The sequence below is a fragment of the Bradyrhizobium sp. CCBAU 45321 genome (assembly GCF_028128975.1).
In the GTDB taxonomy this organism is placed as follows: domain Bacteria; phylum Pseudomonadota; class Alphaproteobacteria; order Rhizobiales; family Xanthobacteraceae; genus Bradyrhizobium; species Bradyrhizobium yuanmingense.
The window spans coordinates 50,884-66,358 of the sequence record NZ_LFKZ01000017.1; the positions used below are offsets into that span (position 1 = coordinate 50,884).

Annotated in this window: 14 protein-coding genes and 1 tRNA gene; 7 read left to right on the forward strand and 8 right to left on the reverse strand. The window is 64.7% G+C overall.

Going from position 1 to position 15,475, the window contains the following annotated elements:
- Positions 1–292 precede the first annotated feature (292 nt).
- A complete protein-coding gene (locus ACM43_RS06150; protein ID WP_036009533.1) occupies positions 293–643 on the reverse strand; it encodes a hypothetical protein in 351 nt (116 codons plus the stop codon).
- Between the two features lie 360 nt (positions 644–1,003).
- On the opposite strand from ACM43_RS06150, the gene ACM43_RS06155 reads away from it, so the two are divergent.
- From ACM43_RS06155 to ACM43_RS06165, 3 genes are read left to right on the forward strand one after another with little or no spacing between them, the layout of a single operon-like run.
- On the forward strand, positions 1,004–2,170 hold the full coding sequence (locus ACM43_RS06155; RefSeq protein ID WP_271538926.1) for a CaiB/BaiF CoA transferase family protein: 1,167 nt from the start codon (positions 1,004–1,006) through the stop codon (positions 2,168–2,170).
- Between the two features lie 2 nt (positions 2,171–2,172).
- Positions 2,173–3,096, forward strand: a complete 924-nt coding sequence (locus ACM43_RS06160; protein WP_271538928.1) for an HpcH/HpaI aldolase/citrate lyase family protein — start codon at positions 2,173–2,175, stop codon at positions 3,094–3,096.
- A 6-nt stretch (positions 3,097–3,102) separates the two neighbouring features.
- On the forward strand, positions 3,103–4,047 hold the full coding sequence (locus ACM43_RS06165) for an AEC family transporter (RefSeq protein WP_271538930.1): 945 nt from the start codon (positions 3,103–3,105) through the stop codon (positions 4,045–4,047).
- 13 nt (positions 4,048–4,060) lie between these two features.
- On the opposite strand, the gene tenA is transcribed toward ACM43_RS06165, so the two are convergent.
- Positions 4,061–4,735: a thiaminase II gene (tenA, locus tag ACM43_RS06170; RefSeq protein WP_271538932.1), complete on the reverse strand. Its 675-nt coding sequence runs from the start codon at positions 4,733–4,735 to the stop codon at positions 4,061–4,063.
- Positions 4,736–5,010: 275 nt separating this feature from the next.
- On the opposite strand from tenA, the gene ACM43_RS06175 reads away from it, so the two are divergent.
- The gene (locus tag ACM43_RS06175; protein WP_271538934.1) at positions 5,011–5,181 is read left to right on the forward strand and encodes a hypothetical protein; all 171 of its coding nucleotides are present in this window, start codon (positions 5,011–5,013) and stop codon (positions 5,179–5,181) included.
- 335 nt (positions 5,182–5,516) lie between these two features.
- The gene (locus ACM43_RS06180; RefSeq protein ID WP_157285054.1) at positions 5,517–5,921 is read left to right on the forward strand and encodes a nuclear transport factor 2 family protein; all 405 of its coding nucleotides are present in this window, start codon (positions 5,517–5,519) and stop codon (positions 5,919–5,921) included.
- Between the two features lie 179 nt (positions 5,922–6,100).
- On the opposite strand, the gene ACM43_RS06185 is transcribed toward ACM43_RS06180, so the two are convergent.
- The gene (locus ACM43_RS06185) at positions 6,101–7,351 is read right to left on the reverse strand and encodes a vanadium-dependent haloperoxidase (RefSeq protein ID WP_271538937.1); all 1,251 of its coding nucleotides are present in this window, start codon (positions 7,349–7,351) and stop codon (positions 6,101–6,103) included.
- Positions 7,352–7,988: 637 nt separating this feature from the next.
- On the opposite strand from ACM43_RS06185, the gene ACM43_RS06190 reads away from it, so the two are divergent.
- Positions 7,989–8,393 carry a nuclear transport factor 2 family protein gene (locus ACM43_RS06190; RefSeq protein WP_157285056.1) on the forward strand — a complete coding sequence of 135 codons (405 nt, stop codon included), beginning with the start codon at positions 7,989–7,991 and terminating at the stop codon, positions 8,391–8,393.
- Positions 8,394–8,425: 32 nt separating this feature from the next.
- Here the strand turns inward: ACM43_RS06190 and ACM43_RS06195 are convergent, their stop codons facing one another.
- The 5 genes from ACM43_RS06195 to ACM43_RS06215 all read right to left on the reverse strand — a co-directional run bounded on the left by ACM43_RS06195 (position 8,426) and on the right by ACM43_RS06215 (position 11,375).
- Positions 8,426–8,923 (reverse strand): DinB family protein, encoded by a 498-nt coding sequence (locus ACM43_RS06195; protein ID WP_271538939.1) that lies wholly within the window; start codon positions 8,921–8,923, stop codon positions 8,426–8,428.
- An 80-nt stretch (positions 8,924–9,003) separates the two neighbouring features.
- Positions 9,004–9,480, reverse strand: coding sequence for an RES family NAD+ phosphorylase (locus ACM43_RS06200; RefSeq protein WP_271538941.1), 477 nt, complete (start codon positions 9,478–9,480; stop codon positions 9,004–9,006).
- 9 nt (positions 9,481–9,489) lie between these two features.
- Positions 9,490–9,954, reverse strand: a complete 465-nt coding sequence (parS, locus tag ACM43_RS06205; RefSeq protein WP_271538943.1) for a type II RES/Xre toxin-antitoxin system antitoxin — start codon at positions 9,952–9,954, stop codon at positions 9,490–9,492.
- A 482-nt stretch (positions 9,955–10,436) separates the two neighbouring features.
- Positions 10,437–10,513 (reverse strand) — tRNA-His (locus tag ACM43_RS06210).
- Positions 10,514–10,940: 427 nt separating this feature from the next.
- A complete protein-coding gene (locus tag ACM43_RS06215; RefSeq protein ID WP_271538945.1) occupies positions 10,941–11,375 on the reverse strand; it encodes a phasin in 435 nt (144 codons plus the stop codon).
- 673 nt (positions 11,376–12,048) lie between these two features.
- Here ACM43_RS06215 and ACM43_RS06220 point away from each other — a divergent pair.
- Positions 12,049–15,378 carry a PAS domain S-box protein gene (locus ACM43_RS06220; protein WP_271538947.1) on the forward strand — a complete coding sequence of 1,110 codons (3,330 nt, stop codon included), beginning with the start codon at positions 12,049–12,051 and terminating at the stop codon, positions 15,376–15,378.
- The last annotated feature ends 97 nt before the right edge of the window (positions 15,379–15,475 follow it).

Sequence of the window (15,475 nt, forward strand, 5' to 3'; positions counted from 1 at the left end):
ATGCCGCTCGTGCGCGCGTCTGTGCGTTTTTTGAGCAACGCGCGGGACAAAGTGGAATGCAACCTTGCCGCGCAAATCTGCCCGCGCATCTTTTCAGGCGGCCCCGTCGATCGACGCAAGCCCGCGCGTCGTGCGAACAAAACGAGTCCGCTGGCTGCCCGCAGAGCCGATGTCAGGGCCGGAACGAGGAAGGCGCGCGATTGCGCGCCTTCCTCGGAGTTTCAAACCGGGAACGCGCTGCCGGGCGCTCAGCCTTGGTCGCTGGGCGCTCAGCCTTTTGGTCGCTGGGCGCTCAGCCTTGGCTGGATTTCTTCTTCGGCGCCGGCTTGGCGGTCTTCTTCGCAGCCTTGGGCGCGATCTGGGTCGGCTTGCCGGCGCGCTGCTCGCGCGGCGCCGGTCCGCGGCGGAAGAACACCGCGCATTGCGGCGAGAGCTGCGCCTTCTTCTTGATCATGCAGGCGGTGATGGCGTCGACGTTCGGGACGAACTCGCCGCACAGCCGCATCGCATCCGGCGTGCAGGCCTGCTGCTCCTCCTGGGTGTAGGCGAAACCGGCGCGCGGCAGCGCCAGGATGGCCAGGGCAAGCGCGAGGCTTGCAACGGCCAAGGGCTTTGCAAAGGACTTGAAGCGAAACGCCGGCATCGATCCCCCCACATCACGAGTCAGTGCGAATAGTGGGTGAACGGCAGTTCGTTGGCAACCGAGGGCAAGTGCGAAAGCCGGCACGTGTGCGCTCTCGGCAACAGGTCAGGAGCCCCGGCAGTTCCGGGAAACGAAACGAAGGCGCCGCTGTCGGCCCCAAACCAAAAGTGCGAAAACAACCCCATGCACAGTAGCCAAGTCATTGCAAACACTCACGTAGCCAAATTTTAGGATTTTTCGAAGCCAAATTTGACTTGTCGGGCAAAACAGGGGCATCATGTCACCCTCAAAAAGATGCGCGTGGGGTGGCCGGCCTGTCTCCTGCGCTGGTCGAAAAGCGCACACGAGGAGGACAATCACATGACGGGGAATGAAGCGGAGCTGCCGCTGTCGGGTGTGACGGTGGTTTCGCTGGAGCAGGCGATTGCGGCGCCGCTGGCGAGCCGGCACCTCGCCGATTGGGGCGCGCGGGTGATCAAGATCGAGCGGCCGGGCAGCGGCGATTTCTGCCGCGACTACGATCACGTCATGAACGGCATGTCGAGCCAGTTCGTCTGGACCAACCGTTCCAAGGAAAGCCTCGCGATCGACATCAAGAGTCCCGAGGGCCGCAAGGTGCTCGACGCGCTGCTGCCGCGAGCCGACGTGTTCATCCAGAACCTCGCGCCCGGCGCGGCGGAGCGGCTCGGCCTCGATGCCGCTTCGCTGCTGCGCAAGTACCCGCGCCTGATCGCCTGCGACGTCTCGGGCTATGGGACCGGCGGCCCCTACAGCGACAAGAAGGCCTATGATCTCCTGGTGCAGTGCGAGGCCGGCGTGCTCGCCATCAACGGCACCGAGGCGGAGCCGGCCAAGGTCGGGCTTTCCGTGGTCGACATCGCCACCGGCATGTACATCCTGAACGGCGTGCTGATGGCGCTGTATCGGCGCGAACGGACCGGCAAGGGCACGGCGTTCCAGGCCTCGCTGTTCGATTCCATCACGGACTGGATGAGCTATCCCGCGTTCTACACGCAAAGCACCGGCCGGCCGTTGCCACGTACCGGCGCAAAGCACGCGACGATCGCGCCTTACGGCCCGTTCCGCGTCGGCGACGGCAACACGATCTTTTTCGGCATCCAGAACGATCGGGAATGGCGGTCGCTGTGCCGGATCGTGCTCGGCGACGCCGACTTCGCCGACCATCCGAAGTTCCGCATCAATCCGCTACGCATGCAGAACCGCGACGAGCTGCAAGCGCATATCGAGCAGCGCTTTGCAGCCATGACCGGCGAGGAGGTGCTGCGGTTGCTGGATGAGGCCGCGATTGCGAATGCGCATCTGAACTCGGTCGAGGCCTTCCTCCAGCACGAGCAGCTTCATGCCCGCGCGCGGGTGCAAAGCGTGGGATCGCCGTGCGGACCTTTGATGAGCTTCCTGCCCGCGCTCACCATTCCCGGCGTGACGCCGCGGATGGATCCGGTGCCTGATGTCGGCGAGCACAACGAGGCCATCCTCGGCGAACTCGGCCTCAGCAAGGAGGCGTGACAATGGTCTCGCTCCGGCCGACGCGGGCCTATCTCGCCGTTCCCGCGCATCGCGCCCGTCTCGTCGCCAAGGCTGCGGCATCATTGGCGGACGCGGTGTTCATGGACCTCGAGGACGCCGTGCCGCCCGCCGAGAGGGGCGTTGCGCTGGCGGAGGCCGCCCGCGCGCTATCCTCGCTCGACTGGGGCAGCAAGCATGTCGCGGTCAGGCTCAATGCCGTCGACAGCCCGTTCATCGCAGAGGAGATCCGCGCTCTGGCGGCCCTGCCCCGGCTGGATGCTGTGATCGTGCCGAAGGCGGAGCGGGTGAGCGACATCGTCGCCATGGCCGATCAGCTGCGCGCAGCCGCGTCCGATCGCGCCGCGCCTGTTACGCTCGAGCTGCTGATCGAGACGGCGCTTGGCCTCGTCAATGTCGACGCCCTCGCCGCGTGCCACGACAGCGTGGCCGCGCTGCATCTCGGTGTCGGCGACCTCGCGGCCTCGCTCGGCGCCCGCACCTCCGACATCGGCATCTCGCCGGATGGCTATCGCCACGTCGGCTCAGCGCAAAGCGGCTACGCCACAGCGCCGCTCGACCTGTTCGCCTATCCCATGATGCGCCTGCTGGTCGCCGCCCGCGCGCACGGCCTGCGGGCGATCGATGGCCCCTGCGGCGCGTTCCGCGATGCTGGGCTGACCGAGGCCAGCGCGCAAAAGGCCGCCGCGATGGGCTTTGACGGCAAGCAGGTGATCCACCCCGACCAGATCGAGCCGACGCTGCGCGCGTTTACGCCCTCGGACGGGGAGCTGGCCCAGGCGCGGCGGGTGGTCGAGGCGATGGAGCAAGCCGAAGCGCAAGGCCAGGGCGCGGTGACGCTGGACGGCAAGATGATCGACTATGCCAATGTGCGGATGGCGCGGAGGATCATTGGGCTGGGGTCGTAGAGGCGCATGGCCACCTTGCTGATCGTCGCGCCGGTGTTTGCGCTGATCGCGGCCGGCTATGCCGCTGTGCTGTTTCGCTTCGTCTCGGAGGGCGCTCACAAGGGCATCAGCGAGTTCGCCTTCAGCATCGCGATCCCTGCCCTCCTCTTCCGCACCATCGTCGTCTCGGAATTCCCCGACGTCAGCCCCTGGCGAATGTGGGGCGCCTATTACGGCGCGCTGGCGCTGACCTGGATCGCGGCGCTCATGATCTCCGCACTCCTGCGCGGGCGGCGCGGCAGCAGCGAGGACGGCGTCGTGTTCGCGATCGGCTCGGTCTACGGCAACATCGTGATGCTCGGCATTCCCCTCGTGCTCTCCGCGCTCGGCAACGAGGCGGCGGGACCCATGGCGCTGATTCTGTCGGTGAACACGCCGCTGCTCTGGCTCTGCGGCATCCTGCAGATGGAGCTGGTCAGCCGCAAGCAGACGGGCTCACCGCTCGCGATCATCTGGCCCGTGATCGCCGACCTAGCACGCAACCCGTTGATGCTGGCGATCGGCTTCGGCGTGGTCTGGCGCCTTGCCGGACTCGGCCTCACCCCCGTCGTCGACAAGACGATCGAGCTGCTGGCGCAGGCGGGCTCGCCGGCGGCGCTGATCGCGCTCGGCATCAACCTGTTCCGCTTCGAGGTGAAGGGCGAGAAGCTGAGCATCCTGGTGATGTGCGCGCTCAAGCTGCTCGCCATGCCGGCCGCGGCGTTCGTGCTGGCCAGACTGCTCGACCTGCCACCCATCGCCGCCGGCGTCGTCGTGCTGTTCGCGGCGATGCCGACCGGCGCGAACGCCTACATCTTCGCGGTGCAGTATCAGCGCCTGGTAAACCCGGTGTCGGGCGCGGTGGCGCTCGGGACGCTGCTGGCGGCGTTGACGTTGCCGGTGGTGGTGTGGGTGGTGGCGGGAGGGAAGTAGGCGGCCGACACCGCTATGCGACAGCCTTGCCGGCGCGCCAGGCCATCTCCCAGAAGTCTGCCTCCAGGCGGGTGGCTTCCTTGAAGATCGCAATCAGCTCGGCCTCGCGGGCCGGCGTGGCGTAGAGATCGGCGAGATGCTCCATATGCGTCCGCGCTTTGGCCGCGACCTCCTGGTACGGCCCGCCGGCGTATTCGTCTATCCAGACGCGATAGGCATTCGTCGCGGCGTCGGCATCGGGGCGCGAGACGAGCCTCGTTGCGATCTCCGCGTACCCGATCACGCAAGGAGCAAGCGCGACCTTGAGCGCCAGCAGATCGCCGCGCATTCCCGCATCTAACACATAGCGCGTATAGGCCAGCATCTCGGCCGCCGGAGGGGCTTGTTCAAGGTCGCTCGGGGACAGGCCCCATTCGGCACAGAGCTTCACATGCAGGTTCATCTCGACATCGAGGATGGCCGACAGGCCGGCCGTGGCTTCACGCATGTCGGCAAGCCTGGGCGACTTGTAGACCGCGAGCGCGTAGGCGCGAGCAAACTCGATGAGGAACAAATAGTCCTGAACGAGGTAGTGACGAAACGCCGCTTCGGGGAGCGAGCCGTCCGCCAATCCGTTCGTGAAGGGATGCTCCGTATAGGCCCGCCACTCAGTGGACGCGGCCGTCTTGAGACGCTCGAAAAAACTCACGATCTTTTCCGCCTGCTTGCTTGTCCATCAAACGTCATTGGCTCGCTACCGATAGCGCATTGCGAATGGAGGAGCTACGGTGGCCGCGGACAAAGCCGGCTTTGAGCAACGTTGCGGATGCCCCCCTTCGAGCCGCACTGATCGCTTGGCATCAACCGGCCCCGCTTTCGAGGTGAAGGGCGAGAAGCTGAGCATCCTGGTGATGTGCGCGCTGAAGCTGGCGGCGATGCCGGCAGCCGCGTTCGGGCTGGCCAAAGCTGCTCGACCTGCCGCCGGTGGCTGCCGGGGTCATCGTGCTGCTCGCGGTGATGCCGACCAGGGCGAATGCGTACATTTTTGCCGTGCAGTATCAGCGGCTGGTGAACCCGGTCTCGGGCGCAGTGGCACTGGGGACGCTGCTGGCGGCGGCGACGTTGCCGGTGGTGGTGTGGGTGGTGGCGAGCTAGGGGTCGGAAGCTTGGCGGGCGACGCCGCACGGCTTCGCGCCGAATTGCCAATCAGCGCAGGCCGAAGAACGAGAGCACCGCAGCAATCACGACGATCAGCCCGATGATATAGATGATACCGTTCATAGCTAAGCTCCCTCAGCGTTGTCTGTCCTGCCGCAGCTACAAACACCTGGGGCTATGAAAAGGTTCGCCGGTGCTGGCCACCGTTTTCTTCCACAATCGGGGAACGAAGACGAACCGTCCTGCTTCGTCGCGCTGGAGCCGCGCGATCTTTTTGCCTTTGCACGCAAAGGTCGCTAGGCTGCCCCGATACATATTGCAGGGAGGGGCACATGGCGAACCGCGAAGACATGCTCGCATTGATCAGGGCCGGCTACGCCGCGCGCGACGGCGGCGACACCGATAGCCTGGTGACGGCCTTTCATCCCGAGGGCGCGTTCACCCTGATGGGCGACAAGAGTGCGCTCGAATTGACAGGACGCATGCAGGGCCACCCGACCCTGCGCGAAGCTTTCGGCCAATTCACCAAGGGCTTCGGCTTCGAAGGCCGCGAGATCCTCGCCGAGCTGGTCGACGGCGATCGCGTCGCCGTCCACTCCCGCGTCACCGTGCGATACCACCCGACCGGGAAAGCGGTCAGCACCGAGATCGTGGACCTGTTCACATTTCAGGACGGCAAGATCGCGGAGCTGATCGAGTTTGCGGATACGGCGCAGATCAAGGCGATGATCTCCTGACGGACGATGAGGTTCGATTTGCTTCAGAGCGGGCAGCAAGCCACCATATAAGTGGGCAGAGCACTGGCTGCCTGCCCACCATGTTCGAACGTCGACTTGTTCTGCTATCTCAAGCCTGGATGCCTCGATGTCGAGCGCTTCTCGACCTCTGTGTGTTCGCAGTTTACCTGCACGCCGGCTTACTGCTTCGGTTCAGCTCGCGCTTCCAGCCCGCGAAGCTGTGTCCCGACAACCAAGTCACCGATCTTACGGCCCATGTCCTTTCCGACCTCCGTCGAGAAACGGTAATGGAAACCGGCATAGATGCGGGAATTTGAGACCTCATCGCTATAATCCTGGAGCTTGGTCCATTTGCGAGTCACCCCTGGCGCAGTGGGGCTAGTCATCGTTAGCTCTCCGACTTCATCGCCGGCGATGGACCGGAGAACCGTGGAAACCGCCGCCGATACGATACAGTGGGCACAGGGGTATTCGGGATGCATCGGCGTTTCGCCCAGCGGCAACCAGGACGGTTCGCGTGGCGTCTTCGGATTGTGCGTGATGTCCGCGTTGCGTATGGCCGTCATTGGCCGCCAAAAATTGTAGTGATACTTCGCATCAAGGACGGCAACGATTGCGTCGTTCCCCGCGATCTCGGCGAGGGCGAAGAGACGAGCGCAGTCCACGACGTCCATATTCTTGGCCAATGCGACTTGCCGGACGATTGGATTGAAGCTGGGAGGCCCGACCAGAAACCAGGCTCGCCCGATCGCGGTCTGCTCTGCCGTTCGGGTGGTGCTGTTGCGAGCGCCGAGCTCCCGAATTTCGTTGACGTCTCTGGTCCAGATCTCGGAATCAAGCGCCGGTGGCGGCGCTGGACGGAATTGTGAGACCGAAGTCATGACCCAAGGGGTCATTGCTCCGACCGTCGTGCCGATCGGCACCACGGTCGGCACATAGGCCCCCGGGCCTGTATAGGGACGATAAGTCTCCTGGACGTCACTGCCGTCATTCCTGCGCAATGCTATCACGCCGGAAGCGGCCATCGTTCCAAGCTCGATTCCATTCGCCTTTCCCTCCGTGTCCGGAATGCCGGAAAGCGATGCATGGAGGGCGGTATCAAGGGCAGATTTCTGGTCCGGATAGATCGTCAGAAGAATGTTGTAGGCCGCAGCAGCCGCCGCCGCTTCCTTGGACGTGGAGCGGTCTGACACGAGATCCAGCTTGTATGGAGTGTATCGCCTGTCGATCGCGTTGACGGCCTCGAACATGGCAACGTGCAGCATCGACATCGTCCGGGCCTGTGGCACAGGCAGGACCTTCTTTTCAGCGGCAATCGCATCTGCTTTCGCATTCCAGTCCATGATGACATCGGCACGCGCAGTGCCGATGCAGACTGCAAGAGTGGCGACAATCAGGAATGGGGATTTCGTTGCAAGAAACGTCTTCATCTTCATGCTCCTCGTTGTTTCAACAGAGAGCGACATCTTGTACGGACGAGCCGCGCAAGAACGTAGAAGTGCAGAGCGATCTTAAGCGTGCAGCAAGTCGGCTGCTGTGAAACAGCTTACACCCGTCCTCGCTTTCGTCGAAAAAGAGTTTGAGGCCGCGCTCAAAGAGTAAGATCGACTGGCTTACCTGATGGGTGACCTGCAATCTCGGCAGTCTTCCGAACAATCATCACATTCTTTGGGTATTCGGGCTCGCCGTCGACGGCGATCAAGCTCGGCATCTATTTGTTCGCGCGAGGTGAAGAGCGAGAGGCCGAGCATCTTGGTGATGCGTGCCGCTCAAGCTTCCGGCAATGCCGGCCGCTGCGTTCGTAAGATTGCTCGACCTGCCGCGGGCGTTCATCGTGCTGTTCGCGGCGATGTCGACCGGCGCGAATGCGTAGATTTTTGCCGTGCAGTATCGGCGGCTGGTGAACCCGGTGTCGGGCGCGGTGGCGCTGGGACGCTGCTGGCGGCGTTGACGCTGCCGGTGGCGGTGCGGATGGTGGCGGGTGGAAGGTCGTGCAGCACAGTTCCAATCATTTTGCCTTTGCACGCAAAGGTCGCTAGGCTCCGCTGATACGTCAGGGAGGGTAACATGGCACAACGCGAAGAGATGCTTGCAACCGTCAGGCGCGCTTACGCTGCACGCGACAACGATGACGCTGAGGGTTTGGTATCAGCGTTTGATCCCAAGGGTCTGTTCACCTTGATGGGCGACAAGAATGCGCTCGAATTGACGGGAAGCGTGGAGGGACACCCGAACCTGCGTGGTGCCTTCAGCAAATTGATCGAAGACTTCGGCTTCGAAGGCCGCGAGATCCTGGCTGAGCTGGTCGACGGCGACCGTGTCGCCATCCATTCCCGCGTCGACGTTCGATACCGTCCAACCGGCCAGGTTTCCAGCACCGAGATTCTGGACCTATTCAGGCTTCAAGACGGCAAGATCGTTGAGCTGATCGAGTTTGCGGATACGGCGCAGGTAAAGGCGATGATCTCCTGACGTGCGATGAGATGAATCGAAGCGTCCTCGCGTTACGCCAGAAGATGAATGTCAGTCGGCTCCGGGTCTGCACCCGCGGCCGTCAACATCGCGTGGACCTGACCTCGATGGTGGGTCTGGTGATTGAAGAGTTGAATAGCAACGAGCGTCTTTGGCTTCTCGATTCGAGTTGAACCGTCCCCGGGATACCAAACAAGCATCCCGTTCAGGTCCGCGTCGCGCAATCGCGCTGACCACGCTTCGATTTCCTCGTTCCGTTGCAAGCGGAGCGCCTTGAAGGCATCCCAATCCGAAGGACTTGTGAGGGAATGCTTGATGGTTTCCTCTGGACGCGCGTTTCCCTTCAGCCGCTCCAGAATCAGGGCATCAGCCCAATAGAGATGGTTCAACGTCGCTGCGATCGACCGGAAGAACGCCCCTCGATCCTTCCAGCGATCCTCGTGGGTCAGCCCGTCGGCGGTCGTTACCAAAGAGGCGTTCTGCCAAGTGTTGTAGCGGGCCATAAGGCGGCAATAGTCGGCTGAGATCATTTTCTCGAGCTCCAAGATTGGCGATGTTGGCTGATCTCGGGATGTTGCCCAGACGTGCGCAAAGCAGGAAACCATCAACCTCAGACTTTGCCCGTTCGCAGCCCAAACAGCCGCTCGTCGTGAGGATAGCGCCCGACATGAGACACGCGGATGCGCGCCGCATCCACGTGTCTCGGATTGAGGAGATAGTTCTGCGCAAACGGTACGATGACCGACGGCACCGACACCACGGCCGTGCGCATCTCGTCGAACCACGGCCTCAACACATCACGTGTCACCCTGGGATCCCCGGCCCAATTCGGCGATACTCTCTCAATATCGCCCAAGCTCACCTTTTCGACAGCCAGGTTATCAGGCACGTCAATACGAAGCAGTTGGTAGCTGGTCGGCAAGTCCTCCACATCGATTTCCAGATGCACCATCACTTCGAGTAGCGCCGAAGCCGGATGATCCGCGGCGTAGACAACGTGCCGGCCGCGATCGTGCCAGCGGCCGTCGGCCTTCAGGCCGCCAATACCGGAAAGATCATCGAAATTAGAGATCCGCCAGATCCGCACGCCGAATCCTCAAGCGAGGATGCCGTGGTCGATCCGATGCAACATCTCCTCGACCACGCGCGCGCCCGCTTCCGTCGCGAGATAGGCAAGTGGCGTCTCCCCGCCGAGTGCCTTCTTCGGCTTGCGCAGCCAGCGGTGCGCCTTTGCGACCTCGCCAAACACGTTTGCGGCGAGCCGGTCGACCCGCGCGAGCCGAACGGCCTTGTCGGTCTCCTCGACCGTCAACGGCTCGCCGTCCGACAGCCGCCGCGCGAGCGTGCGCTTGGGCACGACGAGCGCGTGGATTTCGTCATCGCTGTAATTGGCAAGGCGTTTGAGCGCAGCGGGCTCGATGCGGAAGAGGCTGTTGGCATCGATGACGACGTCGAACAGCTCGGCCGAGGAGTGCGCTTCATCCGCGGTTCTGGCGAGCCCGAGCGACGGCGCATCGGTGATTGTCGAGAGCCCCGTGACCGCATCGAAATGCCCTCGCACGACAACGGCGCCGGGTTGCGGTTGATAGGTCGGGTCCGGCTCGGCCGCGGAGAGGCGTTCAGGCTGTGCCGACTTGCGAGACTTGTAAGGAGATTTACTAGACCCCCTCTTATGGTCAGGCCGCTGAGTAAGGGCCGACACTGCAATCGCCTTGATCTGCTTGCTAGTCAGGGAGCCGGGGGCGCGAACGCCTCGCGAAGAAACTCGAGCGACGCCTTTGCCACTGCGCTCGTTCTTACCCATGGTTTCTGCCTCGGCAAGCCCTGTGCCAAATGCCTTAAGAACTCGGCCAATTGGCATCTAAGCACAGGCAGCGATGGATTCAAGCCTCGTCGCAGTTGGGCTCAGCCCCACAATCCCACCGGCGATCGCCAAGTCGCGCGGTCAGCAATGCTCCCCGCCCACACTGTGGACAGTCTAACAATGCGTCGAAACTCAGCGATCGGAGAAATGCTGCATCGCGCGCCAATCATTGCGATCATTGGTACAGTTGGGTGGGCTCGAACCACCGACCTCCTGTTCCACAGACAGGCGCTCTAACCAACTGAGCTACAACTGCATCCTTGCGCGCCGCGCCTTGGGCTGCCTGAAAAGGCTTGATGCCTGAGGGGGCTGGACGGGGCGGAAACTAGGTGCAACGGCCCGGTTTGGCAAGGCCGCAGAACCCGATATTTCCCCTCTTCAGCGCGAAGAAAACAGGTCGATTGGCCGGGCGGGATCACCTCTCCCCAGCGGGGAGAGGTCGGATTGCTCTGGTGCGCGAATGCGCGCCGGAGCGATCCGGGTGAGGGGCCGCGGCGGCCGGTGAGACCTGAGCCCCTCACCCGGACCGCGCCGGACGATGCTTCGCATCGCCGGGGGCGGTCCGACCTCTCCCTCTGGGAGAGGCGGACGGAGTGCTGGGCGTGAGCCGGGCGACCCATTTCCAAAAGAAAAACCCGGGCCTTTCGGGCCCGGGTTTCGCTGGCTTACATCGATCCGACCGCTCAGGCGGCGGAAGGGTAGTACTTGGAGGCGCTGGCCTTGATCGGCTCGGCGGTCTCATTGGCGACGCGCTGGGTGAGCTCGACCAGCTCCTTGGCCTGGGCCTGGTAGGTCTCGAGCTGCTTGCGGGCGTGGCCGGTCCACAGCTCCATCGCTTCGGTCGGCGACTTGGCGCCGAACAGCTGCTGGGCGAAGTCGAGCTGGGCGCTCGAATTGGCCTTCATGAACTCGACCAGCTTGGCGGTGTACTCGCTCGCGCCCTTGGACGCACAGGTGAACACGGCCTCGACGGTGCCGTTGTGGGTCTCGGCGGCGTCCTTGAACTTGGCGTAGTTCTCGCGGGCCTGCGCCGCACCCTTCTCGGCGAACGCACGCATCTGCTCGGGAACCTCGAACGGGATGATCGAGGCAGAAAACGGATCAGTCGCACCTGTCATGTTGGTCCCTCACGCTAATTGAAAAATGGAGTGAGCCTTTCTGGCGCGCCCGCCGGCCCCGACCATGGGCCCTGCGCATTGAGCGGGTACGAAGACTGGAAACGCGAAACAATGAGATGGCTCGCCCAGCGCCAGAAGTATGGCTGCCTATCATGTCAACATTGTGCATCGCAACGCGGCAGAGGCGTGCGATGCGAAATTTAATCTCGGGATGGATGAGGTTCCTGGGATGGGGAACCGGGGGTTGAGGTAGTGGGATGCGCCGGGCAACGAGCTTTTACCCTCCCCTGGAGGGAGAGGGTCGGCTCATATTGACCGTAGCGAAATATGAGCCGGGGTGGGGTGATCTCTCCCCGCGGGGACCGCCCGTGGCGAGAGACTGTCACCCCACCTCGTCTCACATTCGCTACGCTCATGTGAGCCGATCCTCCCCCTCCAGGGGAGGATGGGCACCGCGGGTGCTGCGCGCGCCTATGCCCTCCGCTTCGAATCCCTTGGATGCAACGTCGGCTCGGCTTGCGGGGTTGGCGGGATTAAGGTTATCGCCGCTTGGGGTCCGTCGCGAGGCTTTGAACCGTGGACCTAGTCGCGCCTTCCGGGCGATACTAACCCTTTCTTAAGGCTGTCATTCCCGGCAGCCGCCACTCGTGAAGCGTGAGATGCAGCCGGCCTGATGACGCGTTCGGATTTCCAGTTGCGAGGGGTGGGCGATCCGCGGCTGGCCGTGCATGCGACCTCTGCCCTGCCGGTCTGGCTGTGGTCGACCGACGGCGCGCGCGTGCTGTGGGCCAATCCGGTCGGCGCCAAACTATTTGGCGCGGCCAACAGCGCCGGCCTCGCGGACAAGGTGTTCGGCCCCGCCGACAGCCACCGCCGCCAAATCGTCAGGCTCGCCCCCCAGCTGCCGGCGAACGGCGCAATACGGCTGCAGCGGCTGCGCGGCTTCGGCGCCCGGTTAGGGGCGCTGATGACCTGCGGCTGCGCGCGGCTCGACTTTGCCGATGGCGGCCATGCGGTGCTCGTCATCGCGATGGCCCCGACGCTGCGCACCATGCCGCTGGTCGAGCGGCTGCATCGGCTGGTCGCCGGCGCCAAGGTGCCGATGGCGGCGTTCGCGCCGGACGGGCTGTTCGTCGGCGCGAGCGAGGCCGCGCGCTCCCTGCTCGGCTTTCGCGATCTATTCGAGGCCGGCCTCGACCGCGCCCGCAGCGATGCGCTGGCAAAAGGCCGCGCCGCGACGCCTGTTGGCATCGGCCAGATGGTGCTGCAGCGGGTCGGCAGCGGCGCCGATATCGGCCTGGTCGCGCTGATCGAGCCGGCCGCCGCCACGGCGGCGCGCGAGGCCGCGCCCGACGTGACGCCCGCGCAGCCTCCGGCCGCGGTGCCGGAGGACGCACAGCCCGCGCCAGACGAGGCACCGTCCGCGATTGCGCTGTTCGACGCATTCACTGAGCCGGCCGAACCGCCCGCCGAGACGATTGCGCCGACGCCCGAGCCGGTCGTCCCCGCGGCGGCCAAAACTCCGGTTGAAAACCAGCCGCAAGCCATTGTGTCGCCGCAGCCCGCGCCGATCAATGCAGGCATGGTCGAGCCGACTTCAGACCAGCAGTCGGGCCAGCAAGAGCCGCCCGCACCGCGTCAGCATCCGCTGCGCTTCCTCTGGCAGATGGATGAAGAGGGCCGCTTTGTGCTCGGCTCCGATGAATTCATCCGCCTGATGGGCATGCACACGGCCGCCGGCTTCGGCCGCCCCTGGCGCGAGATCGCCGCGGAATTTTCGCTCGATCCCGAGGGCCGCGTGGCCAAGGCGCTGGAAAGCCAGGACACCTGGGCCGGCATCACAGTGAATTGGCCGGCCGACGGCGGCGAGCACATTCCGGTCGAGCTCGCGGGCCTGCCGGTCTACGACCGCAACCGTCAGTTCGCCGGCTTCCGCGGCTTCGGCGTCTGCCGCGATCTCGACGCGCTCACCCGGCTCGAGGCGCTCAGGCGCTTCGAGCTGCTGGTCGACGCGCCGCCGCAGGGCCGCTCCACTGAGGACGTCGCGTCCGATGCGGAGGCCGAGCCTGAAGCGGCGGCGGAAACAGTGGCCGAGAGCGAAGCAGAGGCACCGCCGATCGCGCCATCCGAGCCTGAGCCGCAAGCCGAGCCCGAACCGCAAGCCGAACCCGACCTGCCAGAGCCCACAAGCGACGTGACTTCACACCCAACCGAACTGGACACGCCCGTGGAAACGCCTCCCAATGTCGTGCCGTTCCGCGTCGTCGGCGATACGCGGCCGCCGACGCTGACGCCGGTCGAGAACAGCGCGTTCAACGAGCTCGCGCGGCAATTGTCCGAGCGGCTCGAACGCGAGCGCGAGACCATCACGACCGACGCGGCCGGACCAGTGGCGGAGATCAGCGCCGAAGCATCGGAGCCGGAGCCGCCGCAGGCCGCAGCCGAATGGCTGACCGAGCCCGCACCGCCGCCGCGCGGGATGAGCGCGCGCGACCGCACACTGCTCGACCTGTTGCCGACGGGCATCCTGATTTACCGGCTCGACCGCCTGCTCTACGCCAATCCCGCCTTCCTCGCGCGCATCGGCTATGACAGCCTGAACGCGCTGGAGCATGCCGGCGGGCTGGATGCGCTCTATGTCGAGCCGGGCGTGTCGGCGGCCAGCAGCACCACGCAAGGCGGCACGCCTGTGACGATCAGCGCGACGGTCGCGAACGGCGAAGCGCCGCTGGCGACGACGGAAGCGCATCTCCACACCATCGACTGGGACGGCGACAGCGCGCATGCGCTGATCTGCGCGCTGCCGCAGGCGGCACCGATCGCCGCGGCGGCTGCCGTCGCAGAGACCTTGGTGGCCGCAGAGCCTGACGCCGCGGACGCGGAGCCCGCGGCCGGCGATGCCGATGCCGAGGATCTCGCCGCCATCCTCGACACCACAGCCGAGGGCATCGTGATGTTCGATGCCGAAGGCAACATCCACGCCTGCAACCGCAGCGCGGAGGCGCTGTTCGGCTATGACGGCGAGGCGCTGCTGCAGCAGAATTTGCTGACGCTGTTCGCCCCCGAGAGCCAGCAGATCGTCGCCGATTATCTGGAAAGCCTGAAGAGCCAGGACATCTCCAGCCTGCTCGATCACGGCCGCGAGGTGCTGGGCCGCGAGAAGAAGGGCGGCGTCATCCCGCTCGCGATGATCATGGGCCGCACCCGGCCCGACGGGCCGAACTTCTTCGCCGTGTTCCGCGACCTCTCGCACGCGAAGAAGGGCGAGAGCGAATTGACGAAGGCCCGCCGCCTCGTCGACGGCGCGGCCAACGCCAAGGCCGACATGCTGGCGCGGATCAGCCACGAGATCCGCACGCCGCTCAACGCCATCATCGGCTTTGCCGAGGTGATGATCTCCGAGCGCTTCGGCGCGCTCGGCAACGAGCGTTATGGCGAATACATGAAGGACATCCGCGCCTCCGGCGAGCGCGTCATCGCCATCATCGACGACCTCCTGGAGCTGTCGCGGATCGAGACCGGCAAGCTCGACCTGAATTTCGCGAACTTGAACCTGAACGACCTGGTCGAGGCCTGCGTGACGGTGATGCAGCCGCAGGCCAACCGCGAGCGCATCATCATCCGCACCTCGCTCGCCCATGCGCTGCCGCAGGTGAGCGTCGATGCGCGCGCGATGCGGCAGATCACCATGAACCTGATCTCGAACTCGATCCGGCTCGCCAGCGCCGGCGGCCAGGTCATCGTCTCGACCGCGCTGACCGATCGCGGCGAGATCGCACTGCGCATCCGCGACACCGGCCATGGCCTTTCCGAGCGCGAAGTCGCCGCCGCGATGGAGCCGTTCCGCACCCCGCCGCCGGGCGATGCTGCCGACAGCTCGGCGCTGAGCCTGTCGCTGACGAAAGCGCTGGTCGAAGCCAACCGCGCCCGGTTCAACATCAAGAGCGCCGGCCACGGCACGCTGATCGAGGTGGTGCTCGCGCCAGCGCTGGCGGGGGCGTGAGGTGTTCTCCCTCTCCCGCTTGCGGGAGAGGGTCGGGGAGAGGGTGTCTCCACGACGGGACAATCCCCGAGAGGAAAGAGCCCTCACCCGACGCTTC